The sequence below is a fragment of the Bacillus sp. 5B6 genome, from assembly GCF_000259405.1.
Taxonomy (GTDB): Bacteria; Bacillota; Bacilli; order Bacillales; family Bacillaceae; genus Bacillus; species Bacillus velezensis.
In genome coordinates this window covers 3,082,865-3,109,483 of sequence record NZ_AJST01000001.1, presented here as the reverse complement: position 1 = coordinate 3,109,483, position 26,619 = coordinate 3,082,865, and the positions used below count along the sequence as shown (strand labels likewise).

General features: G+C 44.6%; 29 protein-coding genes, 1 tRNA gene and 1 pseudogene. 17 read left to right on the top strand and 14 right to left on the bottom strand.

The annotated features are described in order from the left end of the window. Window positions 1-20: 20 nt before the first annotated feature. Together MY7_RS14830 and MY7_RS14825 are read right to left on the bottom strand one after the other, a co-directional pair. On the bottom strand, window positions 21-410 hold the full coding sequence (locus tag MY7_RS14830) for a ribonuclease (RefSeq protein WP_223151841.1): 390 nt from the start codon (window positions 408-410) through the stop codon (window positions 21-23). A 203-nt stretch (window positions 411-613) separates the two neighbouring features. After that, window positions 614-1,579, bottom strand: coding sequence for a 2-hydroxyacid dehydrogenase (locus MY7_RS14825; RefSeq protein ID WP_007613994.1), 966 nt, complete (start codon window positions 1,577-1,579; stop codon window positions 614-616). 400 nt (window positions 1,580-1,979) lie between these two features. On the opposite strand from MY7_RS14825, the gene MY7_RS14815 reads away from it, so the two are divergent. Then, window positions 1,980-2,561, top strand: coding sequence for a beta-class carbonic anhydrase (locus MY7_RS14815; RefSeq protein ID WP_003151503.1), 582 nt, complete (start codon window positions 1,980-1,982; stop codon window positions 2,559-2,561). Window positions 2,562-2,563: 2 nt separating this feature from the next. Further along, complete coding sequence (locus tag MY7_RS14810) at window positions 2,564-4,153, top strand: SulP family inorganic anion transporter (RefSeq protein WP_029325817.1); 1,590 nt, start codon at window positions 2,564-2,566, stop codon at window positions 4,151-4,153. 44 nt (window positions 4,154-4,197) lie between these two features. Here the strand turns inward: MY7_RS14810 and MY7_RS14805 are convergent, their stop codons facing one another. Beyond that, window positions 4,198-4,518: a MazG nucleotide pyrophosphohydrolase domain-containing protein gene (locus tag MY7_RS14805; RefSeq protein WP_003151506.1), complete on the bottom strand. Its 321-nt coding sequence runs from the start codon at window positions 4,516-4,518 to the stop codon at window positions 4,198-4,200. A 115-nt stretch (window positions 4,519-4,633) separates the two neighbouring features. Here MY7_RS14805 and MY7_RS14800 point away from each other — a divergent pair, with 115 nt between their 5' ends. After that, on the top strand, window positions 4,634-5,209 hold the full coding sequence (locus MY7_RS14800; RefSeq protein ID WP_015240657.1) for a TIGR00730 family Rossman fold protein: 576 nt from the start codon (window positions 4,634-4,636) through the stop codon (window positions 5,207-5,209). Between the two features lie 195 nt (window positions 5,210-5,404). Here MY7_RS14800 and MY7_RS14795 read toward each other — a convergent pair whose 3' ends face one another. Further along, entirely contained in the window at window positions 5,405-6,781 is a 1,377-nt protein-coding gene (locus MY7_RS14795) for an MFS transporter (RefSeq protein ID WP_007613985.1), read from the bottom strand. Between the two features lie 43 nt (window positions 6,782-6,824). Further along, complete coding sequence (locus tag MY7_RS14790; protein WP_007613984.1) at window positions 6,825-7,955, bottom strand: 2-methylaconitate cis-trans isomerase PrpF family protein; 1,131 nt, start codon at window positions 7,953-7,955, stop codon at window positions 6,825-6,827. Window positions 7,956-8,128: 173 nt separating this feature from the next. On the opposite strand from MY7_RS14790, the gene MY7_RS14785 reads away from it, so the two are divergent. After that, window positions 8,129-8,989: a LysR family transcriptional regulator gene (locus tag MY7_RS14785; RefSeq protein ID WP_003151510.1), complete on the top strand. Its 861-nt coding sequence runs from the start codon at window positions 8,129-8,131 to the stop codon at window positions 8,987-8,989. Window positions 8,990-9,032: 43 nt separating this feature from the next. On the opposite strand, the gene clpP is transcribed toward MY7_RS14785, so the two are convergent. Both clpP and MY7_RS14775 read right to left on the bottom strand, forming a co-directional pair. Further along, window positions 9,033-9,629 (bottom strand): ATP-dependent Clp endopeptidase proteolytic subunit ClpP, encoded by a 597-nt coding sequence (gene clpP, locus MY7_RS14780; protein ID WP_003151513.1) that lies wholly within the window; start codon window positions 9,627-9,629, stop codon window positions 9,033-9,035. Between the two features lie 246 nt (window positions 9,630-9,875). Continuing rightward, window positions 9,876-10,850 carry a LacI family DNA-binding transcriptional regulator gene (locus MY7_RS14775; protein WP_029325818.1) on the bottom strand — a complete coding sequence of 325 codons (975 nt, stop codon included), beginning with the start codon at window positions 10,848-10,850 and terminating at the stop codon, window positions 9,876-9,878. 389 nt (window positions 10,851-11,239) lie between these two features. Between MY7_RS14775 and MY7_RS14770 the strand changes: the two genes are divergently transcribed. From MY7_RS14770 to MY7_RS14760, 3 genes are all read left to right on the top strand, one after another. Then, on the top strand, window positions 11,240-12,472 hold the full coding sequence (locus MY7_RS14770; protein ID WP_007613980.1) for an MFS transporter: 1,233 nt from the start codon (window positions 11,240-11,242) through the stop codon (window positions 12,470-12,472). 14 nt (window positions 12,473-12,486) lie between these two features. Beyond that, window positions 12,487-13,956, top strand: coding sequence for a glycoside hydrolase family 32 protein (locus MY7_RS14765; RefSeq protein WP_007613974.1), 1,470 nt, complete (start codon window positions 12,487-12,489; stop codon window positions 13,954-13,956). 216 nt (window positions 13,957-14,172) lie between these two features. Further along, a tRNA-Arg gene (locus MY7_RS14760) sits at window positions 14,173-14,248 on the top strand. Between the two features lie 59 nt (window positions 14,249-14,307). On the opposite strand, the gene MY7_RS14755 is transcribed toward MY7_RS14760, so the two are convergent. Next, window positions 14,308-14,619: a hypothetical protein gene (locus tag MY7_RS14755; protein ID WP_007613966.1), complete on the bottom strand. Its 312-nt coding sequence runs from the start codon at window positions 14,617-14,619 to the stop codon at window positions 14,308-14,310. Between the two features lie 16 nt (window positions 14,620-14,635). Next, the gene (locus MY7_RS14750) at window positions 14,636-16,057 is read right to left on the bottom strand and encodes a hypothetical protein (protein ID WP_007613965.1); all 1,422 of its coding nucleotides are present in this window, start codon (window positions 16,055-16,057) and stop codon (window positions 14,636-14,638) included. A 53-nt stretch (window positions 16,058-16,110) separates the two neighbouring features. On the opposite strand from MY7_RS14750, the gene MY7_RS14745 reads away from it, so the two are divergent. Further along, window positions 16,111-16,455 carry a DUF1433 domain-containing protein gene (locus MY7_RS14745; protein WP_029325820.1) on the top strand — a complete coding sequence of 115 codons (345 nt, stop codon included), beginning with the start codon at window positions 16,111-16,113 and terminating at the stop codon, window positions 16,453-16,455. Between the two features lie 24 nt (window positions 16,456-16,479). Here the strand turns inward: MY7_RS14745 and MY7_RS14740 are convergent, their stop codons facing one another. Then, window positions 16,480-16,728 (bottom strand): helix-turn-helix transcriptional regulator, encoded by a 249-nt coding sequence (locus MY7_RS14740; RefSeq protein ID WP_260627201.1) that lies wholly within the window; start codon window positions 16,726-16,728, stop codon window positions 16,480-16,482. Window positions 16,729-16,917: 189 nt separating this feature from the next. Here MY7_RS14740 and MY7_RS14735 point away from each other — a divergent pair, with 189 nt between their 5' ends. The 4 genes and pseudogenes from MY7_RS14735 to MY7_RS14725 all read left to right on the top strand — a co-directional run bounded on the left by MY7_RS14735 (window position 16,918) and on the right by MY7_RS14725 (window position 18,637). Beyond that, a complete protein-coding gene (locus MY7_RS14735; protein WP_029325822.1) occupies window positions 16,918-17,205 on the top strand; it encodes a DUF1433 domain-containing protein in 288 nt (95 codons plus the stop codon). Window positions 17,206-17,441: 236 nt separating this feature from the next. After that, on the top strand, window positions 17,442-17,726 hold the full coding sequence (locus MY7_RS14730) for a DUF1433 domain-containing protein (RefSeq protein ID WP_050585489.1): 285 nt from the start codon (window positions 17,442-17,444) through the stop codon (window positions 17,724-17,726). Window positions 17,727-17,965: 239 nt separating this feature from the next. Continuing rightward, window positions 17,966-18,127, top strand: a pseudogene (locus tag MY7_RS19360) (DUF3237 family protein); the annotation flags it as partial. A gap of 21 nt (window positions 18,128-18,148) precedes the next feature. Then, window positions 18,149-18,637, top strand: a complete 489-nt coding sequence (locus tag MY7_RS14725) for a phenolic acid decarboxylase (protein WP_007407400.1) — start codon at window positions 18,149-18,151, stop codon at window positions 18,635-18,637. 42 nt (window positions 18,638-18,679) lie between these two features. On the opposite strand, the gene MY7_RS14720 is transcribed toward MY7_RS14725, so the two are convergent. Continuing rightward, window positions 18,680-19,198 (bottom strand): GNAT family N-acetyltransferase, encoded by a 519-nt coding sequence (locus MY7_RS14720; RefSeq protein ID WP_029325823.1) that lies wholly within the window; start codon window positions 19,196-19,198, stop codon window positions 18,680-18,682. 133 nt (window positions 19,199-19,331) lie between these two features. Between MY7_RS14720 and MY7_RS14715 the strand changes: the two genes are divergently transcribed. Then, window positions 19,332-19,961, top strand: coding sequence for a YczE/YyaS/YitT family protein (locus tag MY7_RS14715; RefSeq protein ID WP_025853513.1), 630 nt, complete (start codon window positions 19,332-19,334; stop codon window positions 19,959-19,961). Window positions 19,962-20,041: 80 nt separating this feature from the next. Further along, complete coding sequence (locus tag MY7_RS14710; RefSeq protein WP_007613953.1) at window positions 20,042-20,572, top strand: dihydrofolate reductase family protein; 531 nt, start codon at window positions 20,042-20,044, stop codon at window positions 20,570-20,572. Window positions 20,573-20,603: 31 nt separating this feature from the next. Here the strand turns inward: MY7_RS14710 and MY7_RS14705 are convergent, their stop codons facing one another. The 3 genes from MY7_RS14705 to slrR form a co-directional block, all read right to left on the bottom strand. Next, window positions 20,604-20,804, bottom strand: a complete 201-nt coding sequence (locus MY7_RS14705; protein WP_007613938.1) for a hypothetical protein — start codon at window positions 20,802-20,804, stop codon at window positions 20,604-20,606. A gap of 154 nt (window positions 20,805-20,958) precedes the next feature. Beyond that, on the bottom strand, window positions 20,959-22,407 hold the full coding sequence (locus MY7_RS14700) for a carboxylesterase/lipase family protein (protein WP_029325824.1): 1,449 nt from the start codon (window positions 22,405-22,407) through the stop codon (window positions 20,959-20,961). A gap of 80 nt (window positions 22,408-22,487) precedes the next feature. Beyond that, window positions 22,488-22,943 carry an HTH-type transcriptional regulator SlrR gene (gene slrR, locus MY7_RS14695; RefSeq protein WP_003151541.1) on the bottom strand — a complete coding sequence of 152 codons (456 nt, stop codon included), beginning with the start codon at window positions 22,941-22,943 and terminating at the stop codon, window positions 22,488-22,490. 243 nt (window positions 22,944-23,186) lie between these two features. On the opposite strand from slrR, the gene MY7_RS14690 reads away from it, so the two are divergent. The 3 genes from MY7_RS14690 to MY7_RS14680 all read left to right on the top strand — a co-directional run bounded on the left by MY7_RS14690 (window position 23,187) and on the right by MY7_RS14680 (window position 26,618). Further along, window positions 23,187-23,894: a YveK family protein gene (locus tag MY7_RS14690; protein WP_007613932.1), complete on the top strand. Its 708-nt coding sequence runs from the start codon at window positions 23,187-23,189 to the stop codon at window positions 23,892-23,894. A gap of 5 nt (window positions 23,895-23,899) precedes the next feature. Then, window positions 23,900-24,580, top strand: coding sequence for a CpsD/CapB family tyrosine-protein kinase (locus tag MY7_RS14685; protein WP_007407393.1), 681 nt, complete (start codon window positions 23,900-23,902; stop codon window positions 24,578-24,580). Between the two features lie 220 nt (window positions 24,581-24,800). After that, complete coding sequence (locus tag MY7_RS14680) at window positions 24,801-26,618, top strand: polysaccharide biosynthesis protein (protein WP_171971827.1); 1,818 nt, start codon at window positions 24,801-24,803, stop codon at window positions 26,616-26,618. Window position 26,619 lies beyond the last annotated feature (1 nt).

Genomic DNA, 26,619 nt, shown 5'->3' with positions numbered 1-26,619 from the left:
AAGCCGTTTTTTGTATGTGTTTATCTCATTTTTGTAAAGGTTTGATAATGATCTGTCGTCTTATAAATCAGCCAGTCGCTTGAGTAAAGAATCCGGTCTGAATTTCTGAAGCCTGATGTATAGTTAATATCCGCTTCACGCCACGTCCGTCCGCTTTTGGCAGGGAGTTTGCCTTCCCTGTTTGAGAAGATGTCTCCGCCGATGCTTTTCCCCGGAGCGACGTCTGCAAGATTCCCCTTTGATGCAACCCAGCCGAGGGCCTGCGCTTCTGACTTTGTAATGTAATTATCAGGAAGCTTATGATAGGTCTGAAGATAATCCGCAACCCCGTCAAACGTGTTGATAACCTGTGCTTCAGTGTGCGCCTTGTGAGAAGATGTATCCGTCTTGGCAGCCGTGGAAAACAGCATCCCCGCCGCGGAGAACAGCACCAGCAAACAAACGGAAATCCACGATAATCGTTTTTTCAAAGCAATACCTCCCATTTTTATCATGTGAAGCTGATTCCTTTTCATTGTATCAGCATCGAGAGAAAGGAATAGAAAGAATTTAAAAATAGTACTTTTGATCTAGCGAAAAATAAACCCCGGCTGAACGGCCGGGGTTTTTCATCTCATTGAAATTCCTTCGTGAGGTTTTTCGGCGTTTTTCCGTATACGGTGTCAATCATGTTTTGTGCGGCTTGCTTGAACATATTCAAGCGGATTTTTGCCGTTGCTGACCCGATATGCGGAAGCAATGTGACGTTTTCCAGCTGCAGGAGCGGATTGTCTTCGGCGATCGGCTCTTTTTCAAACACATCTAAACCGGCGCCTTTTATCCAGCCCTCCTGCAATGCGCGGATGAGCGCTTTCTCATCAACCGTCTTTCCCCGGGAAATATTGACGAAATATGCCGTATCTTTCATCAATTTAAATTCCCGCTCTCCCATCATATGATACGTTTCGTCAGTAAGCGGCGTAATTAAAAGCACAAAGTCTGATGTTTTCAGCAGTGTATCTAAGTCGGCATATGTAACCCCGAGTTCCTTCTCAGCATCCGGTTTTCTGCTGCGGTTATAATACAGCACGTCCATATCGAAGCCGAATTTTGCCCGTTTGGCAGCTTGTTCACCGATTCTGCCCATGCCGATAATTCCTAATGTCTGATGGTGGACATCCATACCGAAAAGAGATTCTTCCTCAACGGTTCCCCATTTGCCGGCGCGGACGAATCGATCCAATTCGGCAACCCGTCTGGCGGAAGACAGGATTAATGAAAAAGCCAGATCAGCGACAGTGTCATCTAAGGTGTACGGCGTATGCGTGCCGACAACCCCGCGTCTTTTCATTTCTTCAATATTAAAATTATCATAGCCGACTGAATTATTGCTGACGACTTTCAGCTTCGGCGCGTGATCCAGTAAATCACTGTCAATCGCCGTTCCGGATGTCAGCAGCCCTTCAGCATCTTTCATTTTTTCGTACAGTTCCTCTTTTGGAATGGTATCTTCTTTCCAGATGTCATATCGGCAATGCTCGCCTATCATTTGTTCGACTTCCGGCGGTATCGGTTTCGCGATGAATACATAGGGTTTCAACGGGCTTCTCCTCCTTTGTCTTTCTTCTCTATTTTATTATATAAGAGAAGCGGTAACGTGAGAAATATTCAAACGCATTACGATAAATTTCTGGTTCTTTTGAACTTAAAATGAAAGAAAAAGAAATGTACATGCTTGATTTCTCCAAACAATAACAGAATCCGCCTATATTTCTGAAGGCAAAATGAGCGGAACCGCTGTTTTCAAAAGCTTTATAGGTTGGTGTAAAGATAAATTTTATTATTTTTGAAAGATATAAATGAATATAATCTGAATTTACAGTCAAATTATCGTGTCTTTTGTTGAAAGCGCTTTTGAGGCCTTTTTCTGTGCTATAATTCCTTACTGTAAGCTGGGTAAGAAGGCTTGCAATACAATCGGATGGGAGATGAATAGAAAAATGGTTTCTTTATCAAGCATTTTGGAGCACAACCAGCAGTTTGTCCAAGAAAGGAAATATGAACCTTACCAAACGACAAAATTCCCGAAAAAAAAGCTTGTCATCGTATCCTGTATGGATACAAGGCTGACGGAGCTTCTGCCGCAGGCGATGGGACTCAGAAACGGCGATGCCAAAATCATAAAAAACGCGGGAGCCATTGTTTCTCACCCATTTGGAAGTGTCATGCGGAGCATTTTGGTTGCCGTTTATGAACTGCAGGCAGAGGAAGTCTGCATCATAGGTCACCGCGAGTGCGGAATGTCGGGATTAAATGCGGCTTCCATATTAAATAAAGCGAAAGAGCGCGGCGTTGAGGACAAATGTCTCAGCCTTCTGCAGCATGCGGGAGTCGATTTGGAAACATGGCTGACCGGTTTTCACAGCGTCGAAGAAAGCGTGGCCCACAGCGTGAATATGGTCAGGCATCATCCGCTCTTACCTGAAGAGGTGCCGGTGCACGGGCTGGTGATCGATCCGGGGACGGGGACGCTGGATGTTGTCGTTGACGGTTATGAAACAGTCAAAGGAGGATGCAGCTGACGATGCAATTTACCGGCAGATATCAGGGATACAATTTGCAGAAATTTCAGAAGGACCTAATCGCGGGAATTGTGGTCGGAATTGTAGCGATTCCATTGGGAATGGCCTTTGCCATCGCCTCGGGGGTCGGTCCGGAATACGGGCTTTACACCGTTATTGTGGCCGGAATTCTGATTTCGCTGTTGGGCGGCTCTAAATATCAGATCGGCGGGCCTACGGGGGCGTTTGTTCCCATTTTATTTGCCATTGTGATGCAGTATGGTTTTGAGAATTTACTTGTAGCCGGTTTTATGGCAGGCGTCATGCTCGTCCTGTTTGGCGTATTTAAGCTCGGAAAGATTATGAAATTCGTGCCGAAGCCGGTGATCGTCGGATTTACGGCCGGAATCGCGGTGCTGATTTTCTCGGAGCAGATTGCCCATTTTCTCGGTCTGCGCGATATTCAAAAGCATGAAAGCTTTATCCTCAACATTGCGGAAATCGGCAAGAAGCTCGGAACCTTTAATTTGTACAGCATCCTCATCGCGGGAATTGCTTTGGCCATTTTGCTGTTATCAGCCAGGCTGATGCCGAAGATTCCGGGCGCGCTTGTGGCGCTGCTTGTCTCTACAGCCGCGGCGGTGGTGTTTTTCCCTGACAAAATGGCGACAATCGGTTCTGCTTACGGGGAAATCCCGCGGCAGCTTCCGGCTTTCCAGCTTCCGGATTTCTCAATCGATAACATGATAATGATGTTTCCGTCGGCTTTGATCATTGCGCTTCTCGGCGGACTTGAGTCCATATTATCGGCGATGGTCGCGGATAATATGAAAGGATCACGGCATGACAGCAATAGGGAGCTTGTCGGGCAGGGCATCGCCAATATGGCAGCGCCGCTTTTCGGCGGCATACCGGCAACGGGAGCGATTGCGCGGACCGCAACAAATATTAAAAACGGCGCAGTTTCTCCGATTTCCGGTGTTGTCCACGGAGTCACCGTCCTCCTCGTCCTGCTCGTCTTCGCCCCGCTTGCCGTTCATGTACCGCTGGCAAGCATGGCGCCGGTATTGATGGTGGTGGCTTGGAACATGAGTGAGCGGAGGGAAGTCGCCAATATGATGCGGCTGAAAAACACTGATTCATTCGTACTGGCGGCAACCTTTTTACTGACGGTTCTGTTCGATTTAATCATCGGCGTTTCTGCCGGTCTCGTGCTCGCTTTTGTTTTCTTTATCAGAAAAATGAGCGAATCAACAAGCATCAAAACACCGCATGCCGCTGTCAAATCGGTTAAAAATGATTCATCCGTCAGCACATATTCCATTGAAGGGCCGCTGTTTTTCGGTTCAATTGATTCACTGGAATCATCGCTGCTGGAGAGGCTTCAGGAAAAGCCGAAGACGCTTATTCTGCTGATGAATAATGTACATTACATGGATACCTCCGCAGAAGCGGTGCTGGGGAATGTGATGAACCGGATCAAACGGCATAACGGGAGATTGATGATCGTCGGATTGCAATCACAGCCGAGAGAGCTGATCCGGAAGACGGGGCTGTTTCATAAAATCGGGAAACAGCATTTCTTTGAGCATCAGGACGAGATAACAGGATAAATTCAGATACGGCCTGTCCATGAAAAAGCGGACAGGCCGTGTTTTTATTCGGTTTCAAAGCGCTTGATCAGTTTTTCCTGATGGGCTTTCATCGCATCTTCTAACGTGATTCCGTACTTATCGGCAAGGATAGCCAGATTTCCGAGGACGTCACCCATTTCTTCAATCAGCTCCTGCCTGCGTTCAGCCTGGGTCGCGTCCTTTTCATCCGGCCGGTCTCTGCCGATTTCATATGCTCTTACCGCCCGGGCGAGCTCACCCGCCTCTTCCATTAAAAAGCCGATTCTGATAAATGGTCCGTACGCCGTCCATCCTCGTTTTTCATAAAAATCTTTCGTCCATTGTTCTGCTTCAGCCATCTGCATGTGAAACACTCCTTATGTCCTGTATGATTCTTATTGATATTATCATATAGAGATGGGACAATATATAGTGTATTTTGATTTATTGATGTACATATATAGATACGGAGATGAAAAAATGAAAACCATTTGTGTATTTGCGGGGTCAAACCCGGGGGTAAATGAAGAGTACAAACGCAAAGCGGCCGAACTGGGTGAATATATGGCAGAGCAGGGAATCGGCCTTGTTTATGGCGGTTCACGGGTCGGTCTGATGGGAACCGTCGCCGACGCGTTAATGGCAGGCGGCGGAAAAGCTGTCGGTGTCATGCCGAGCGGGCTGTTCAGCGGAGAGGTTGTTCATCAGAATCTGACGGAGCTGATTGAAGTCAGCGGCATGCATGAGCGGAAAGCGAAAATGAGTGAACTTGCCGATGGGTACATTGCCATGCCCGGCGGCTTCGGAACATATGAAGAGTTATTTGAAGTGCTGTGCTGGGCGCAAATCGGCATTCATCAAAAACCGATCGGACTGTACAATGTGAACGGGTATTTTGAGCCGATGATGAAGATGGTCAAGTACAGCATTCAGGAAGGATTTTCGAATGAGTCTCATTTAAAACTGATACACAGTTCCTCTCGGCCGGATGAACTGATTGAGCAGATGAATCGGTATACATACCCGATTTTAGATAAGAAATGGCGGGAATTGTAAGGCAGAGGTCTGAAATATGTTTCGGCGGTTGCATCTAATCCATTCTGACGGAAAATTCTCCGCCTATAGAATACCTTTTCTTTCTGGAAATCGTTTTCTCTTTAAGATGATAAAGAGAATGCTGCTGGGATTGAAAGAAGAACATCCATTTCCTCAGAGGAGATGGATGTTTTGCGGTTTGCAGACTGTATGCGTTTACAACTTTTGTTGCACGAATGTTTCCTCCGATATGAAATCATCCTGCTGCATCTTTTGTTTTTTTGAACCGATTCCAAATATACCGACTGTCAGTGCACAAAGAAACCAGCAGCCTGTAAAGAACAAGAAAACACTTAAAAATCCGTAGCCTGAATACAGGAAACTGACGACAAAGGGACCGGCTACATTCGCAAGACGTCCTACGCCGTAAGTGAGGCCATTTCCAGACGCTCTGGCTTCAACCGGATATAATTCCGGCGTATAAGCATATGCGATCGAACTGAACGTGCGCTCAAACATATGCATGAGAAATCCGCATATGACAATGACCATCGGCAAAGGATTGATGCCGTAAAAGAATCCAAGCGCCATAATAATTAACGATAAAACAGAAATGGCCCACTTTCGATCCACACGGTCAGAGATTTGCGACGCAATGAGAGCGCCCAGCGGGGCACCGATCGTTCCCAGAGTGACGTATACGATAGACTCATCCATTGATACGCCTTCTTTTACCAAAAGGGTGGGAACCCACGTGCCAAAGCCTTGAATTGCAATCGTGGAAGCTGCCCACATCGTCATTAAAACAAAAGTTCTTCGTGCCAAAGGCTTTTGAAATAACGTCCGATATGGAACAGATTTTACAGCGGTTTGTCTGCTTCGCAGAGCCGGAGCTGGTTCAGGCAGTTCACCCTTTTCTTTTTCTGCTTTTGCCTCCAGTTCAAGCAGAATGCGGTGTGCTTCTTCGCTTTTTCCTTTCGTGTCCAGCCATTTCGGTGATTCTTCCAGTTTTCTGGCGATCAGCGGAAAAAAAATACCGACCGCGCCGAATAGAAAGATAAACCGCCAGCCGTAAGAGGCGGACGGCACGACCAATTTAGCCACCCAGCCGGCTGCAGGAATTCCGCATATGCCGATTGTAATACAGATTGCCTGGTATTTACCCTTAGTTGCGGATGGGAAAAATTCGCTGATATACGTACTTGCCACAATCGTTGTGGCGCCGATACCTAAACTCGTAAGAAATCTAAAAACACCGAGTATTTCTGGGTTCCAAGCCAGAGAAGAGAGGAGGGAGAAGAAAGAGAAAAAAGTGACAACCAGAATTAAACCTTTTTTCCTTCCGAAACGGTCTGAAAACCATCCTCCGGCAGAGGCGCCGATAAACATTCCGAAATAGGAGACAGACGTAATAAAAGCGATGGTATGAGTAGAAATGTTCCATTCCTTTAAAAGTGAAGGCGCCGCATATGAAAACGTATTTAAATCGATAAAATCAAAAAAGTAAGCGAATGAAAGGATAACGAGCACTGCTTGATGGGCCCTTGAAAAAGGCAGTCTGTTTAATCGATTAGACGCATTTACATTGATCATCTCGTATTCCTCCGTTTATCTTTGACTTGTCTGAAGACTGGTATTAACCAATGTGATTCAGCGTATTCAGGTTGTAACTTTGCTTTGTAAACACATAGCCTTCAGAGATTTTTCTTGCTGTGCGTACTACTTTAATCGTTGTTCCATCCGGATCAGCATCTGCCTCGGTTTCTAAAATGCCGCTTGGATGTCCCAATCGAATCGTTCTCCCGTAGAATGAAAATTCAGATAATATTGTATCCTGCAATAGCATGCCGGCAGTCGTACAAACCGCCCCTGTAATGGCTAAAGCTTGATGCGGTTTTTGCATGGACATCATACGAATGACAAGATCCATCTCTTCTGCGTGTCTCTTTATCCCTTTTGTATCGATATAATCCGCTGGAGATGAGATTAATGTTAGTTTTGGTACGGCCGGTGATTTTGCAGCAGCCTCATGTCTCGGAGCGAATCTGCATTTCTCGGCTGCAATCGATCGGATCATTTCGAGCTTTTCCAATATCTCCGGGGTATATTCATCCGGAAGTTCTAAGCCGGTAAGCCCCGTGTCCTCTGCTTTTACAAAGACAAGCGGATTGGCGTAATCAATAATCGAGACCGAGATATTTCCATACGGTGTATCGAGAACATCAATAGGCTGACCAGTGGGAAACAGCTTACCGGTCACCGCTCCTTCAGCCTGGTGAAATGAAAGATAAATAGGAGAAGCTGTACCTGGAACCCCGGGGATAGCGCAGTCCCCCTGGTAATGAAATGTTCCATTTCTGACTTCAACTTCTGCTACGATCACTTTTTGAGTGTTTGTATTTAACATTCTGACTTTTGTAACCGGCTCTTCAGCTTGAACGAGCCCTTTCTCAATAGCATAAGGGCCTACGGCAGAAGAGATATTTCCGCAATTGCCTTTGAAGTCGGTAAAACGGTCAGTCAAACTGACCTGAGCAAACGTATACTCAACATCTGCATCCTTTCTGGCGGATTTCTTAATAATGGCTGCCTTGCTTGTGAGAGAATGGCCGCCGCCGAGACCGTCAATTTGTCTCTCGTCAGGGCTCCCCATAATGTCTAAAAGAAAATCGCTCCATAGGTTTGTATCGTCTGGCATGTCTTTTTGATGAATAAAAACGCCTTTGCTGGTGCCGCCTCTCATGACGGTTACAGGAACTTTTTCCATGCTGTCTCATCCTTACATCATTTTGTGTGGATAAAAAGGTACCGGTCCCTTTGGAAAATATCGTATGATAAATAAGGATTATAAGTAAAACATATAATTTTTATAAAGTTGAATAAAAAACTTTTATAATAAGAGAAAATTTTATAGCAGAAAAATATTTTGGGGGATTTCATATGGATGAAAAGGATTGGATTGTGCTCATTACATTATTCGAAGAAAAAAATATGACGAAGGCGGCAGAGCGATTATATATGACACAGCCGGCGTTAAGTTATCGGCTCAAAAACCTGGAAGCACAATTCGGAGTGCGCCTTTTTTATAAAAGAAAAAAAGGAATGGAGTTCACTTCAGAAGGTGAACATCTGGTTGATTATTCGAAAGAAATGCTGCAGGAATTCAGAAGAGTGAAGGATGATATGCTCAATATGAGCCATGAAGTCAGCGGGGTTCTCAGATTAGGAGTCTCAAGCAATTTTGCTCAGTATAAGCTCCCGGCGATTCTAAAACGGTTTTCTGATCAGTATCCGTCTGTTCAATTCCACGTCAATACGGGATGGAGTGCGAAGGTGATGGATCTGCTTCATCATTCGGGGGTACACCTTGGGATTATGAGGGGAAATTATGATTGGCAAGGGGAAAAACAACTGCTAAATGAAGAGCGGCTGTACCTTATTTCAAAAACTGAAATCAACAGTGAGGACCTTCCCAAATTGCCGATGATTTATTATCAAACTGATGCTTCTTTGAAAAGTTTGATTCAAAAATGGTGGAATAACCAATTTACTGAACCGCCTTTCATTGCGATGGAGGTAGACAGGCAGGAAACCTGTAAAGAGATGGTGAAAAACGGTCTCGGTTATTCTGTTGTGCCGGAAATCTGTCTTCAGCCTTCTGATGAATTATACACATTGGCGCTATCCTATAAAAATAACGAGCCTGTGATACGCGATACTTGGCTTATGTATGATTCTTCAGCGTTAGAATTATCTGTCGTCAAAGCATTCATTACTTTTTTGAATGGGAATAAAGCATAAAAAAACCTGCAAGAGACATCAGCTCTTGCAGGTTTTTTGGGCATTACTTCTGGTCTTCTGTATTGCGTGTCAGCACTTTATCGATTAAGCCGTATTCTAAGGCTTCATCAGCTGATTTGAAGTTGTCGCGGTCTGTATCGCGCTCAATGACTTCAAGCGGCTGGCCGGTACGTTCAGCAAGCACTTTGTTTAATTTGTCGCGAAGCAAGAGAATGCGTTTTGCCGCGATTTCAATTTCTGTCGCCTGTCCTTGCGCTCCGCCAAGCGGCTGGTGAATCATAACTTCACTGTTAGGAAGCGCGTAACGTTTGCCTTTTTCTCCGGCTGCAAGTAAAAATGCTCCCATAGAAGCGGCCATACCGATGCAGATCGTGGATACTTTCGGTTTAATGAACTGCATTGTATCATAGATTGCCATACCGGCAGTGATTGATCCGCCAGGGCTGTTAATGTAAATGGAAATATCTTTTTCAGGGTCTTCCGCTTCAAGGAATAAAAGCTGTGACACGATGGAGTTCGCAACGTTGTCATCAATCGCAGATCCAAGCATGATAATACGGTCCTTCAAAAGACGGGAGTAAATGTCATAAGCTCTTTCTCCGCGGTTCGTTTGTTCAATGACTGTAGGTATTAAATTCATAATGCTCCTCCTTCACCTTTTAGGTAAGTATGTATTTACATGATACATTTTTGGTCAATAAAGGTCAAACAAAACGCTGACCAAAATGCCAACCTTTTCTTCTAACACCATTTTTCCCATAAAACAAAAAGTTCAAACAGCAAAGTGGAAATGAGGATGATCAGCGCCGGCGCTTGAGAAAATGATATGGCGGGAGCGCTCAAAATAGACCGCAATCGCGTCGGTACGTACGGCTGAAGAGTCTGACTACGTTGTCCGCCCTTCCAAAAGCCGTACCGGCAAATACGTTTCCAGCGGCAAATCATCAAATTCGCCTTCAATTTCTTTTGCTAAAATCTCGATGGCTGTTTTGGAAATCAATTCAATCGGCTGCTGGATGGTTGCCAAGTCCGGCAGAACCGATTGAACGGTTTCAGTGCCGTCATAACCGATCACTTTTAATTGATTCGGGATGTCTATTCCCCGTTTTTTGGCCTCGGTCATCACTGCAGCCGCCATGATATCATCGCTGGCAAAAATTCCGTCGGTGTCAGGCTGTTCATCGAATAATGTTGAAATAATGTCATGGTAATGCTGATAAAAGGGTACTTCATATGTAATAGGCTTCCGTCCGTGTTCATGCATGACGTCTTCGTATGCTTTTCTTCTGAGGTTTGCCGGTGTCTCGAGTTCAAGCGGGCCGTTGATATGGACGATGTGCCGGCACCCTTTTTCAATCAGCAGTTCTGCCGCCTTTTTTCCGCCGTCATAGTTGTCTGAGCCGACGACGGGAATCGTGTCCGATAAGTAATGATCAATGGCGACAATCGGCAGATTTTGCTTGTGATAATTGAGAATTCCCCGGTTGTAAGTCACGGCGATCACGCCGTCCACTTGGTTTCTTATCAGCATCTCCAAATATTTTTCTTCCTTATCCTTTCGATGTAAACTGTTGCAAAGCAGCAGTTTGTAGCCCATGGACGTACAAATGCTTTCAATATGAAAGGCGAGTTCGCCGAAAAACGGATTGCTGGAGTTTGGGATGATAAGTCCTATTAAATTGGTGCGTTTTCGGAATAAAGAGCGGGCCAGATCGTTTGGAAAGTAATTGATTTCTTCCATCGCCTTGTACACTTTTTCTTTTGTTTTTTCGCTGATATAGCCGCGGTTATTTAATACCCGCGAAACGGTTGTGGATGAAACTCCCGCTATTTTCGCAACATCATGAATGTTAGGCTTCATTCCCGTGCCCTCCTGCTTACTGAAATGGCTTACAATTTCCGTCACGCACTTATTTTAGAGAATCAGGCTGACATGTGCAAGGACATTCCATGTTTCTGTTTTCATATAAAGAGGGTGTGTTTTGTTTGATTGAAATAATCAGAAAATTTATGTCAACCGATTGACATATGAAACCGGTTGACATACAATTCTTTTTGAAAGCGCTTTATTTACGGAGTGAAGGGAAGTGACGGGTATGGAGAGATGGCTGGCGGCAATAAAGTGAAAGAATCAAGCAGCGGTGAAAAGTAAGCGCTTACTCACGGGTCGCATGTATGTGATGAAAATGAAGAAGGAAGTATGCGGCTCTAAAACGGCTATTAAAAGGTCCTATTAAAGGAGCGGTGCAAATGAAAAGCTCAAAAAGTCTGTATTGGAAACTGAGTGCTTATTTCTTTTTTTTCTTTTTTACTTGGTCTTCCAGCTATTCTTTATTTGCGATTTGGTTAGGGCAGGAAATCAATTTAAACGGATCAGCGACAGGCATTATCTTTTCTGTAAACGCCGTATTTGCTCTGTGCATGCAGCCTCTTTACGGTTTTATCTCTGACAAATTGGGGCTGAAGAAAAAGATATTGTTTATGATCAGCTGTCTTCTCATATTCACGGGTCCGTTTTATATCTTCGTCTATGGGCCGCTTTTACAATACAACGTCTTTCTTGGCGCCGTTGTCGGAGGCTTATATTTGGGAGCCGCTTTTTTGGCGGGGATAGGCGCGATTGAAACGTACATTGAAAAGGTCAGCCGTAAGTATGATTTCGAGTATGGAAAATCAAGAATGTGGGGCTCGCTGGGCTGGGCGGCTGCTGCATTTTTTGCAGGGCAGCTTTTCAATATCAATCCCAATATCAACTTCTGGATCGCGTCTGTTTCAGCTGTCATATTAACGGCCATTATCATGTCTGTGAAAATTGAAATGACCGATCATGAGAAAAACAGAGCGGATTCGGTCCGGTTAAAAGATGTGGGGCGGCTCTTTTTACTAAGAGATTTCTGGTTTTTTATGATGTACATTATCGGGGTGACTTGCATTTACGGCGTATATGATCAGCAGTTCCCGATCTATTATGCGTCTTTGTTTCCTTCAGTGTCGACGGGTAACCAAGTATTCGGCTATCTTAATTCATTCCAGGTGTTTTTGGAGGCCGGCATGATGTTTCTTGCGCCTTTTATCGTCAATAAGTTCGGGGCGAAAAACAGTTTGATTTTAGCGGGGTTTTTAATGGCTTTCCGCATCGTCGGGTCCGGAATTGCAGTTGAGCCTGTAGGCATTTCATCAATGAAACTCATCCACGCACTGGAATTGCCGATTATGCTGATCGCCGTTTTTAAATATTTGGCTGCCAATTTTGATACGCGTCTGTCGTCCGTCCTTTATCTTGTCGGTTTTCAATTCGCATCTCAGGCAGGCGCGTCGATTCTGTCGCCGCTTGCGGGAGGATTATATGACAGTGCGGGATTCCGTCAAACCTATCTCATCATGGGAATCGTCGTCTTCGGTTTTACCGTCATCTCCATATTTACTTTATTGGGCCCGAAACAAAACAGCAGGCGTGTCCAGCGTCTGCAAAAAATCGGATAGAGAGGATGTTACAAATGGATAGAATTCAGCAGGCGGAAGAAGCTTTGAAGGAAGCCGAGGGTAAAGTGAAACAAAGATATCGATTGGGGTACCATATTATGCCCCGGGCGAATTGGATCAATGATCCGAACGGGCTTATTCAATTTAAAGGAGAATACCACGTCTTTTTTCAGCATCATCCGTATGATGAGCATTGGGGGCCGATGCATTGGGGACATGTAAAAAGTAAAGATCTCATTCATTGGGAGCACCTGCCGGTTGCCTTAGCTCCGGGCGATGCATTCGACCAAAGCGGCTGTTTTTCGGGAAGCGCGGTCGATGATCATGGAAGATTAGCCCTCATCTATACAGGACATAATATAATTGATCAAGAGAAAGACCTATTCTATCAAACTCAAAATATCGCTGTCAGCCAAGATGGAATCGTGTTTGAAAAGCTTCAGGAAAACCCTGTTATTGCGGAACCGCCGGAAGACAGCGCCCGTCATTTCCGCGATCCGAAAGTATGGAAGCATCGCGATGTTTGGTATATGGTCATCGGCAACTCTTCAAAAGAAAACGTCGGACGGGTCGTTTTATACCGTTCACCTGATTTGCGTGATTGGGAATACGGCGGGGTTCTCGCCCAAAGTGACGGTAATCTCGGCTATATGTGGGAATGTCCTGATTTCTTTGAATTAGGCGGCAAGCATGTCCTGCTGATTTCGCCCCAGGGGATCGAGGCGGACGGTGATTCATATCAAAATTTACATCAAACCGGTTATTTAATCGGTGACTATCATGATGAAACAAACAAATTTACACACGGCGCTTTTAAAGAACTGGATCACGGCCATGACTTTTACGCCGTGCAAACATTATTAGATGATAAAGGACGCAGAATTGCCATCGGCTGGATGGATATGTGGGAATCTGAGATGCCGACAAAAGCGGACGGATGGTGCGGTGCACTGACGTTGCCGCGAGAACTGACATTGCGTGATGATCATAAACTTTTGATGAACCCCGTGGAAGAAACCAAGCAGCTGCGGAAAATGGAATACCGGGAATGTGCCGGACGATCGCTTTCAGGGAGTTACTTGGCAAAGACGTCCGAAGACCTGCTTGAAGTCCGGGCCGTGTTTGATGTGAACGATTCTGATGCCGAAACGGCAGGTTTTAAGATTCGCGGCCTTGATGAAGAAGAACTTGTGCTGACATACAATCTAACGGATAAAAAGCTGACGCTTGATTGCACCAAGATGGGGAAAGCGAAAGACGGTGTGAGAAGGGTGCAGACGGATACAAACGGCAAGCTGGCGCTGCGTATCTTTATTGACAGATCCTCGATTGAAGTATTCGCCAATCATGGAGAAACAACGATGACAAGCCGTATCTATCCGAATGAAGGCAGATTGGGGATTGAGCTGTTTTCTGAGAAAGGCGCCGTAAAGGTTGAGGAATTCACCTATTGGACGTTAAAGGACATTTGGAAAAGAAGCTGAAACGGGTGATTACCGCTTTTTCTGCAGTGGCTGAAAATGTACCGAGCCGGGGGACAGTCCGCCTGAAATGGGTTTTTTGTGAAAATCAATGCCGGTAAACGATGCAGGATTATGCTGCATGAGGACGCTGCATAATCCTGTTGTGCATTATCAAAAAAGAGTTGCTTTCTGTGCGTTTCTTTATTATAATTTAAAGGTATCTGATTGAAAAAACGTGCGCTCGTAGCTCAGTTGGATAGAGCGGTGGTTTCCGGTACCACGTCTGTCGGGGGTTCGAATCCCTCCGAGCGCGTCTCAGTTAAGACGATAGGAAAAACCTCGCAGATAATACATCTGCGAGGTTTTTTTATTTTATCTTGTTTTGAAACTGTTAACGAATGTGTCTCTGTTATGTTCGGTTCCGGCAATCAGCCGCGCACTTTCACTGATCCGCTGTGCGAGAGCTTTTTGCGCCTTACCTTCAAAGCTGTTCAATAGTGCTGAATACACTTCATATAATTCATCTTTCAACGTATCCATTTCGAATGTCGGTTTCAGCGTTCGGCGCACTGTCTCCAGTTTTGTCCCCGCTGCCTGTGTCATGACGGTTTTCAGCATCTGCCGCTGCAGCCTTTTCTTCATCGGGTCGTCCTTGTGTTCTAAAAGTTCGTCTAATGTCGGCATTATGTATCCACCTCTATCATCTTAACCAGTTTGCGAGCATCTGGTCTTTTTCCTGAAATTCGTCTGCTATTTTATGTAAGAATCCGCCGATTTCTTCAAGGTCCGTAATCGCCGCCTGCAAGGAATCAATAAACGCCTGCTCAGCCTGAGTGTCATAAAAAATCGGGCCTTTATCGTAGGATTGCGCAATATCTTCAATGGTATTGGTCACGTCCTGTGCTTGAAGCTGATCAAACAAGCCGTGTCCGACTTGGCCGTAAAATTCTGTTTTCAGCTCGGCGACTTTTTCATCGTGCTCCTGATAGGCGTTTTGCGCTTCTTTTTTCATCGTCCGCAAATCCTCAGTCATAGCCTGCACCTTTTCAGCCAGCTTCTTTGCGTTTTTCGGCGTTACTTTTATTGTATCTGCGCTTCCGATCGCACCGGCCGGCAGAAGAGCGCCGAGGTTTTTATCGAAGACTAACTCATCTCCGTTCGGATTTGCAATAGTGCCGTTTCTGTCGAACACGAAATTTGCTTCGTTTAAGCCGTGTGTATCCGGATTTCTCAGAATGACGGTAGTGAAGAAATAAGCGAGATTCTTGCTGATCTGCTCGTTTAAGTTCCCATCAAGCCGCTGCTTTCGGCTGAACTGTGAGAGCGAGGGGTTTTTCGTATAAATCGTTGTCCCGTTGTGGCGGTCATATTCGTTCCAATAACCCGCCCCGACCATGTCGTCCGGATTGATAATTGACCGGATGTAAGGATCGTAAATGCCGCTGTTGATGTCTTTCTGTGTTTCCTCATCGTGCAGTTTCACGACGGAAGGACTGTTAAACGCGACGGCATAAACATCATTATTCACCGCGCTGTATTCGGCCTCAGCGCCGCCGAGTGAATGGCCGGTTGTTGAAATAATCGTTGACGTTCCGGCATACTTTTTCTTTACGCCGCGTACCAGCTGATCGGCCTGATCGATTTGCGATGTTTTCGTTATCAGCTTATACTTTCCGGTTGTGAGCATGGCGTCTTGAGAGGGCGTTCCGTGATAGGTTCCGAGTGTTTTTGATGTATCCTTTGCGTCTTTTTTTACAATATAATGTACTTCTGTTTTCGGATCATTTCCGAAAACAATATTGCCGCCGTCCGCTTTTACGCCGTCATTGATCGGGTCTTTTCCGATATCGGTTCCCGCAAAGGCGACGACCACGTTTTCGGGGTTTTTTGATTTTATCCATTTACCATCTTGTGTTTTTTCCCCTTGTGATAGTACAACCGCGTCCAATCCGGTATCTTCGTCAGTTTTTATTTTTTCAACGTACCAATAAGTTTTTTGGTCTGTTTGTATCGGTTTCCCCGTTTTCAATTTATCAGCTAATCCTTCGCGGTTGTAAGATTCCTGACTTAGCGTATAATAAGTTTTATCTGTTATTTTTGGAACTTTAATCTTGTAATTCATATACAACGCCTCCTTATTTTTGTAAAATGAGACAGGAAAGGGTTGATTTCCAAATGAAAAAGAAAAAGTACATAATTATCCTTATTTTAATAATTATAGCAGTTGGGGGACTTTTTATGAAGCATCAGTATGATCAAAAGGAAAAAGAGATTGCGTTATTCGAAGAAGCCCAGAATCAAATGAAAAAGTTTTTAACAACGAACTATAAAAATGTGAAAGATATCCATTTTTCTGAGGATTACTATATTAACCCAATGGGCGGTATTAGTGTTAAGGGTTATACTAACGGAAAAAAAGAGTTTGAAGGTCTGTATGATCCAAACAATAAAGAAATATTGTCGTATACGGTTGATGCCGAACCAAAGGAAGAATGTAAAGATAATCTTTGTACAAGATAAATTAGCCTGCTCAATCGAGCTGGGCTAATTTTGTTGTATTGCTCTTCCTCTAATCTCCTCAACATAAAACAAATTTTCCATAGGTACATTTAATCCTCTGTTAATAATGAATAGTGTTGTGATATCATATCTTGTATTTGTTTTAAATCTGCTTATCGTAACCTCAGTAGAACCAACTAAATCAGCCAAATCCTTTTGGCTTTGAATTCCTTTCTCCTTCATCACTTCATTTAACCTAGATCTAACTATAAGCTTTTGTAGAAATTCGCACACTTTTAGGATAGTCTAACTAACGCTTATATAAAAGTATTCTCGATCACTGATACTTGATACATTGATATTTTTTAGACATGTACAACACTCTGAGGTTGATGTAAATTTAATCTAAGAAAGGATGAGTCTGTGAAGAAATACATGGTTGTCCTGATATTTGTAATAACTATAGCGTCAGGAAGTATCTACATGAAGTACCACCATGATAAAAAAGAAGCAGAGCAAGAACTTTTTAACCAAGCGAAAGATAAAATGGAAAGCTATATAAAAGCTAATTACAAAAATATAAAGCACATTACATACGATGACGATTACAAAATAGACCCTATGGGGGGAATTTCCATTGAAGGGTACTTGAATGGTAATAAGGAAAAAGAATTTTTCGGACTTTATGACAAAATGAATGATGAAATAGGGATATCGTTAGTCGATGCGGAAGAGAAACCCGAATGTCAGGAAAAAGAATGTGAATACTAAAAGACGCAAAATAAAGAAGTTCTCTTGTTTGCCGGTTTATATGATCCGCTGTGAACATTGAAGAAAAACTTTAAGTCGCTCCTAAATGGCGTCTGTTTTTGTATGAATTATTGCACCGGATGTCACCGACCATTTTTTCTAGTTCGCGAACTTCATCATAACTCATGGAAAGGATGAGTTATGTGAAAAAATATATTATTATCTTCATTATCTTAATAGCGGCCGGAGGTTTTATAATGAAGAGTATGAATGATAAAAATGTTCAGGCTGAAGAGATAAAGATTGCTCAAGAACGAATGGAGAAATTTATCAAAGCGAATTATGAAGGCATACATAACGTTACATTTAAAGATAAATACGAGATAGATCCAATGGGCGGGATAGAGGTATTTGGCTATTACAACGATGATACATCGAATAAATTCGATGGTATGTATGATAAGGCCAATGACAAGATCATGGGGCACTCAATAGACGCTGTAAGAAAGAAAGAATGCAGAGATAAAGATTGTGATTACTAAGAAGACGCTCGTCTGGTATGAGCATACACTAAACGAAAAAGACAAGGGGCCGGCATTTGCCGCCCTTGTCTTTTTTCATTGAACATTGGAAAACATAATCAGAAACAGCTCATTATTTGACAGTCCATTTTAACAGCGTTACAATTAAACGTGTAAATAGTTACATGTTCAAATAAACATAATGTCTCGGGAGGTGATACGTCCTTGAATGAACCTTCTTTAAAAAAGTCATTTATGAGTCAGTGAACCGCATCATTGATCCCGAGCATGTTTATTTCCGTACTGTGCCTGTGTTTGAAACAAGCAGCGAGGCATATCAGCATCTGCAGGACCGGCTGTTTATCGGGGCTGCGGTCCGATTGCCGGATGACATTCGGTTAGATGTTTATGAAGTTCAATAATAATATGGAGAGTGAGTCAACATGGAAAACTTTATCGGAAGCCATATGATTTACACGTATGAAAACGGCTGGGAGTATGAAATCTATATTAAAAATGATCATACGATCGACTATCGGATTCATAGCGGAATGGTAGGCGGCCGCTGGGTGCGCGATCAGGAAGTGAATATCGTCAAGCTGACAGAAGGCGTATACAAAGTGTCATGGACTGAACCGACAGGCACAGACGTTTCCTTAAACTTTATGCCGAATGAAAAACGGATGCACGGAATTATTTTCTTCCCGAAATGGGTGCATGAGCATCCGGAAATCACGGTGTGCTACCAAAATGATTACATTGACGTGATGAAAGAGTCACGTGAGAAATATGAAACATACCCGAAATATGTCGTTCCCGAGTTTGCGGATATTACGTATCTCAACAATGCGGGAATCAATAACGAAGCACTGATTTCAGAAGCGCCGTACGAAGGAATGACCGATGATATCCGTGCGGGAAAATTAAAATAAGAGAAAAAACCCGGCAGCTTGGCCGGGTTTTTTTGTATCCTTTTACGACAGGGTTTTGGTCATGATAATGTCGACTTGTTTATCATCCCCCATATAAAAAGAGTGTTCTCCGGTTTGGACAAACCCCATTTTTTGATAAAAGGCGATTGCATTTTCGTTTTTTTCCCATACGCCCAGCCAGATGTTCTTTTTATTGTGTGCTGTTGCGATTTTCACAGCTTCATTCAGCAGATATTTGCCAAGCCCGTGTTTCTGATGGTTTTTTCTTATATAAATTCTCTCAATCTCAAGAGAATCTTCACCCATTTTTTCTGACTGTGCTTCGTTCATGTTGACTTTTACATACCCCGCAAGATCATCATGATAATAAACAAAATAGAATTGAGAAGACAGATTGGATAATTCCTTTTTCAGCTGTTCAGAGCGGAATGCATTTTCCAAATAAGCTTTCATATTTTCAGGTGAATTTTGATCCTTAAATGTATCATTGAATGTTTCAATGCTTATCTCCCGGAGCTCTGTTATATCGTTAAGGCTGCACTTTTTTAATTGAATACTCATGGTCATACAGCTCCTTTCTTCATTTATCATATCAGTTGATTTTTTGTTGTATTTGCAATAAAAATACCGTATAGTAAACATACCGTAATTTTGTTGTATTTGCAACGTAAAATAAGAAAATGAGGACGATAAAGTGAAATATGTTTTTTATGTTTTAGGAATCATGATCTTGACCTTTGGTATTTCTGTCACGATTCAATCAGATCTTGGAACGTCGCCTTTTGATGCGCTTATTGTGGGATTGTCCGTCCATGCAGGGCTTACCGTGGGAAGCTGGGAAATCATCATCGCTTTCCTGTTAATTTGCTGTAATTCAATGTTAAAAAGGCAAAGGCCGGAATTTTCAGGGATGATTACGGCGTTTATAACGGGAATCGGGATTGATATGTGGCTTTTTTTTCTGCATCGAGTCATAACGCCTGAACTATGGTACGGAAAAGCGGGCTGTTTTGCAATCGGTTTAGTTGTGATAGGGATAGGAACCGCAACCTATCTGCACACAAATTTCGCCCCGATCCCGGTTGATCGGTTAACGTTAATTGTCCGCGAATTAACCGGGAGAAGCATCTTTTTTTCAAGAACGGTCATTTACTTCATATTTTTCATACTGGCCGTGATGCTAAAAGGTCCGGTAGGCATCGGAACGTTATTAACCGTTTGTTTAGGAGGGATCATCCTTCATTTCTTTATGCCGATTACCGGAAGATGGATAGACGGCATATTAACAGCATCTCCAAAACAGGAAGAAACGAAAACTCGGTAACGGGGGTTTTTACCCGATTCTATCATTTTTTCATTTCATCCGTATGTTCAAGGTATAATAAAAAAGGGGGAGGGATTTTTATGAGCGGTCAAAGAAAGCTCGTTTTTTACGGAGCTGTCAGCGCAGATGGCTATCTTGCACGGGAAAATCATTCTTTAGATTGGTTAATCGGAACTGAAGGTGAAGACGGCACCGATTATGAAGCTTTCTATGAATCTGTCGATACGATCATCATGGGCAGAAAAACATACGAAGAAATATTGGTTTTATTGCCTGAGGAATTTCCGTACAAAGGTAAAGAATGCTATGTGTTTTCGCGGACATTGACCGGGCGTACTGAACATGTGCGGTTTATTCATGAAGAGCCTGCCGATTTTATAAAAGCATTGAAACGCCGAGAAGGCAAGCGGATTTGGATTGTCGGCGGGAATGATCTGCTGCACCCGGTTTTGGAGCAAAAACTTGTCGATGAGTTTATCATTCAGATCGCCCCCGTTCTGCTCGGCCGCGGAATTTCTTTGTTCAAACCAGGAGACCGGGAGACAGGGCTGAAGCTGACTGATGTCAGGCGCTATAAGCAATTTGCGGAGTTGCATTATGAAGTGAGATAACATGAAGTGTATGAAAGAAACCCAGTAAAGGTTACCGGGTTTCTTTTTCATGTTTGTTTTTATGTTTTGAAATGGTGTGGGCCGGCCCGCATGAAAATCCTGCAACCATGATAACAACCCCTATCCACCTCACGGCATAGAAATCAGTGTCGCGCAGGAAGATAAATGAAACTAAGGTCATAAGCGCCCCGATTATAATGGCAGCTGTGCCGATAATACTTGATTTCTCCATATAAAAACTCCTTTATGAATGTTTGGTTAACGTATTGGGTTAGAATATAACATATATATCAGGGGTAATGTGGAAATGGATATACTGCGAAACTGACTGATGTCAAAGTAAGATGAAAACGAAACGCCAAGGGAGCCGGCTCCCTTGGCGTTTTTTATGCTTGAAACAGGATGCGGCGTTTTGCTGAATCGGGATCACTTTCGACAGCGGTATCCGTGTTGAAAAGCAAAGTTTCGCGTGAATCGGTTTCATATTCAGGCCAATTGAAGTGAGAGGTGTTCGGGTTTCCGGTTTTTGCAAAAGCGAGCCATACGGATTGGATTTGTTTGGATAGCTGTTCTGCGTCGTCACCGAGCGGTTCTTGCAGCGTCTTTCTCAAAGAATCAAAGTTTCCGAACACAAACGGCAATTCCAGAGCGTGAACGGCTTTATGAAACGGCGGTGTTTCGCCATGCCAATCAAAGCGGTACATCCAGACCGGTGCGTGCTGCGACTGTCCTTGTGCGAAAGCGACAGCCGGCCGCCAGAAAATCAGATCCGTCATCATATCGATTTGTCCCTTTAATGAATGCGGATATAAATCTGCCGCTTGCCCGGTGCAGTTCTCTCCGAGGTGATAATGCAAATAATCTTGCTGCTTTTTCTCGGAATGAATGTCTGTATCAGGGGTGAAAAACAAATATGCTTCATCACGATTGGTTCCGATGATCATAGGTATGCCTTCTGCGGCCCCGTCTGCTATGGCTTTCACCGGTTCCGCAGGCAATGTGGCCGGATCGATGGCGGGCTGAAACAAAAGCTGAAAAATGTTTTGATCTAGTGAGCGCCGCACTTTATCCGCAGTCTTAAGCAGGTCATTAACGGAAAGCTCCTGCAATTGATCAGTGCCGGCTTCATGAATAAATGCCGCCGCGATGTCTTTTGCCATGTCCGCCGGGATCGTATGAGAGGCGCCGCTTTCTAAAATGGCTTTATGAAACAGGCCTTTTGCGTCAGGCATTGCCATAAGGGAGGCGATGCTCATGCCGCCTGCCGATTCACCAAATATCGTGACGTTATCCGGGTCTCCTCCAAATTCGGAGATATTGTCCCTCACCCAGCGCAGCGCGGCGATCTGATCAAGCAGCCCGATATTGGCGGAATACGCGTCATGAATAGAAGATAAATGTAAAAAGCCGAATGGTCCGAGCCTGTAATTGAGTGTCACTACAATGACATCTCCGTCAGCGGCAAGGGCAGATCCGTCGTAAAGCGGTTCGTTTCCGGCACCTAAATAAAATGCCCCGCCGTGTATCCATACCATGACAGGCTTGTTTTCGCCCTCTGAATCGGGGGCGAAAACATTGAGGTAAAGGCAATCTTCAGATTGAGGCGGTACATCTCCGGAAAACGATATAGACAGCATATCATCCGGCTGCGGACAAACCGGTCCGAACGAATCGGCATGTTTTACGCCGTCCCAAGGTGCGGGCGGCTCCGGCGCTTTAAATCTCAGCTCTCCGACGGGCGGCTTCGCGTACGGTATGCCCTTCCATGTGCGGGCACCGCGGCCGGCAGTTCCTTTCAGTGCGCCGGAGCGGGTTTGAACGGTAAGTTTTGTCATCATTTCATCCCCTTTTTTCTTTTCATTATAAACAGAGATGAAGACATGAAGCGAATAAAAGCCTTTTCATCAGCATATCATCAGTAACGCTTCCGTTCTAAAAATGATCTGACTTCCTGAACGGACAAGCCGAGTTCTTTGGCTTCCTGCATCAGCGCTTTCCATTCCTCAATGTTGGATTCAGTCAGTTTTCTGTTGCGGTAGGGTGCGGGCTCCGGGCGTTTTTCAGTCAGTTTGTTCGTAAAGGTGAACAGTTCTTCTTTCGGCATGCCCGACTGCACGGCCTGCACAAGGTGGATGCGCCACTCATCTTCCGTGCCCCCCATGTGATGCAGCATCGTTTCGGCATCAAAAAGCTCCGTCAGATCGACCTGCAGGGTGGCGGATACTTTTTTCAGAAATTGGATGGACGGATTTGAGTGAACCCCCCGTTCTATCTTGCTTAAATAAGATTTAGAGACACCTGCTTCAACTGCTAGCTGATTAATAGAGTAGCCTTTTCTTCTGCGGTATAAACGAATTATTCTTCCAATCATTGTGCTGAATTCTCCCCTGTATACTGGCTTTTTTTGTTCATTATAAGAAATCTTTCGTTCTTTATAAAATTTAAAATTATAAGGTAAGTGCAGTAAATAAGAGGAAAATCATGATAATGTTCTCTAAAAAGAACTAAATGGCTTAATTTGAAATTTTCAAATTTCGACCTTTTCTTTTATAATCCAATTATTAACAGAAGGGGGCGTTTAAGCCTGATGCAATAAGGATGAGGCTGTAATTACATGAATGAGAATATGAGTTTTAAAGAATTATTTGACATTATTAAACACAGACTTTTACTGATTTTTATCATGACAGCAGTTGTAACGCTGGTGACGGGATACATCCAATTCCGGGTGATTTCGCCCGTTTATCAGTCATCGACCCAAGTGCTCATTCATGAAACAAGCGGTGAAAAAAATTCGAATCTCAGCGACGTTCAGCTGAATCTTCATTACAACAATACGTTTCAAACGATAATGAAAAGCCCGGTTGTGCTTGAGAAAGTGAAGCAGACACTGCATCTTTCTGAGACGGCATCCGCTTTAAAAGCAAAGATCACGACAAGCAGCGAAACCGATTCAGAGATCATTACCGTAGCGGTGCAGGACGAGAATCCGAAACAGGCCGCCGCTATAGCGAACACGCTGATGAAGACATTTAAAAAAGAAGTCCGTGACAGGATGAATATAAAAGGCGTCATTGTTTTGTCTGAGGCAAAAGCATCGGAAAGTCCGATGGTCAAGCCTTCGCGCATCCGAAATATCATGATGGCGTTCGGTGCGGCTCTCATGGCGGGTGTGACGCTTGCGTTTTTTCTCCATTTTCTTGATGAAACCGTTAAAAGCGAGCGGCAGCTCAGCGAAAAAACAGACTTGCCTGTTTTAGGGGTTGTGTATGACATCAAAAATCAGCAGACACGGTCTGATGAAAAACATTTCGGGGAGTGAGGCGTTTGGGATTCAGAAAAAAGAAATCAAGAAGGGGACTGGCTCAAATATCCGTTTTACATCACAAATCATTGGTGGCTGAACAATACCGCACCATTCGGACAAATATTGAGTTCTCCTCTGTTCAGACCCATTTGCGCTCTATTCTCGTCACTTCTTCCGTTCCGGGAGAAGGAAAATCATTCAGCGCCGCCAACCTTGCCGCGGTATTTGCGCAGCAGGAAAAAAAGGTGCTGCTCGTCGATGCGGATTTACGAAAACCGACGATACACGAGACCTATCAGCTTGAAAATGTACAAGGCCTGACAAATGTGTTAGTCGGAAACGCTTCCCTCGGCGAAACGGTGCAAAAAACGCTGATTGACAACCTCTATGTCTTAACGAGCGGGCCGACGCCGCCGAATCCGGCTGAGCTTTTATCTTCAAAGGCGATGGGAGAGCTGATTCAGGAGATGTACAGCCGGTACAGTCTGGTTATTTTCGATTCACCTCCGCTTTTGGCTGTGGCGGACGGACAGATTTTAGCGAATCAGACAGATGGAAGCGTTCTCGTCGTCTTGAGCGGAAAAACGAAAATGGATACCGTCCAAAAGGCGAGAGACGCGCTCCAGCAGTCAAAGGCAAAGCTTTTGGGGGCGCTGCTGAATAAAAAGAAAATCAAAAAAACGGAGCACTACTCGTATTGAGCGGTGCAGGTGATGTCTCCTTACCTTTATCAACGGAGGCACTCGGCTCTGCTGTGGGCGGCGTTTTTCGCTGCCTTAGATGCTGGTCGTCGGTGGCGGGGTGTGAGGACGGGTTAAATGCCCAATTTATCTTAAGATGATGCATTGTTATCGGCTTAGCTGTTATGTCTGTTTTTACGAAAACCGTATCAGCTAAACCGATAAATGAGGAGGGGAAAGATTGACTTACCGGAGAAGACTTTCAATGATTTTTGCATTGGATACGTATCTCGTTTTACTTTCCGTTGTTATAGGATATCAATTTTTTGAGGATTCTTATCACTTTTATGACTCCGGAGCGTTGCTGCTGACTGCCGTGAGCATGCTGATCAGCCATCATGTATGCGCTTTTATGTTTCACCAGTATAAGCAGGTATGGACGTACACGGGAATAGGCGAGCTGCTTGCCTTGATGAAGGGGATCACGCTGTCAGCAGCCGTAACAGCGGCCGTCCAATACGGGGTGTTCCACACGATTTTGTTCCGGCTGTTGGCCGTCAGCTGGATGGTTCAGCTATTGTTCATCGGAGGAAGCCGGATGATTTCACGGGTGCTGAAAGAAACGATCGGCAGGAAGCAAAATGACTCTTCCAGGGCGCTGATCATCGGCGCAGGTTCGGGGGGGACGCTGCTCGTCCGTCAGCTTACCCAGAAAAACGATCTCGGAATCATGCCTGTGGCTTTTATTGATGATGATCAGACGAAGCATAAGCTCGAAATCATGGGCCTGCCCGTCATCGGCGGAAAAGAAAGCATTATGCCGGCGGTGCAGAGGCTGAGAATTCACCATATCATCATTGCCATTCCGTCTCTTTGCACCCATGAGCTTCAGACATTATACAAAGAATGTGTGCAGACGGGCGCCCATATTAAAATCATGCCGCAATTTGACGAGATCCTGCTCGGAACGCAGGCTGCCGGACACATCAGAGATGTAAAAGCCGAAGATCTGCTCGGCAGAAAGCCGATCACCCTTGATACGAGCAAAATTTCTGACAGTATCAAGGGAAAAACGATTCTGGTCACGGGCGCCGGCGGCTCAATCGGTTCTGAAATCTGCCGCCAGATCAGCGCGTTTCTTCCGCGGGAAATCGTCCTTCTCGGCCACGGGGAAAACAGCATTCATTCTGTACATACCGAGCTGTCCGCACGCTTCGGCAAAGAGGTGCTCTTTCATGCGGAGATCGCCGATATTCAGGACAGAGATAAAATCTTTACTTTGATGAAAAAATACGAGCCGCACGTCGTCTATCATGCGGCTGCCCATAAACATGTGCCGTTAATGGAACATAATCCGGAAGAAGCCGTTAAAAACAACATTATCGGCACGAAAAATGTCGCCGAAGCCGCCGACATGTGCGGAACGGAAACATTCGTGCTGATTTCTTCTGACAAAGCGGTCAATCCGGCCAATGTCATGGGGGCGACGAAACGGTTTGCGGAAATGGTCATCATGAACCTCGGAAAGGTCAGCCGCACCAAATTCGCCGCCGTCCGTTTCGGAAATGTGCTCGGAAGCCGCGGCAGCGTCATTCCGATTTTCAAAAAGCAGATTGAAAAAGGCGGACCCGTCACCGTCACGCATCCGGCGATGACAAGATATTTTATGACGATCCCCGAAGCGTCAAGACTCGTCATTCAGGCGGGGGCGCTTGCAAAAGGGCGGCAGATTTTCGTTCTGGATATGGGAGAACCCGTCAAAATCGTCGATCTGGCCAAAAACCTGATTCATTTATCAGGCTATACGACAGAACAGATTCCCATCGAATTCTCCGGCATCCGCCCGGGAGAAAAGATGTATGAAGAATTGCTGAATCATAATGAAGTACATACGGAGCAGATTTTTCCGAAAATCCATATCGGGAAAGCGGTGGACGGGAATTGGGCCGTGCTCATCCGTTTTATGGAGGAGTTCAGCCGTCTGCCTGAAGAAGAGCTGAGAAAAAGGCTGTTTGAGGCGATCGAATCAGTACATGAAGAAGCGGCCGCAGGCGTGTGAT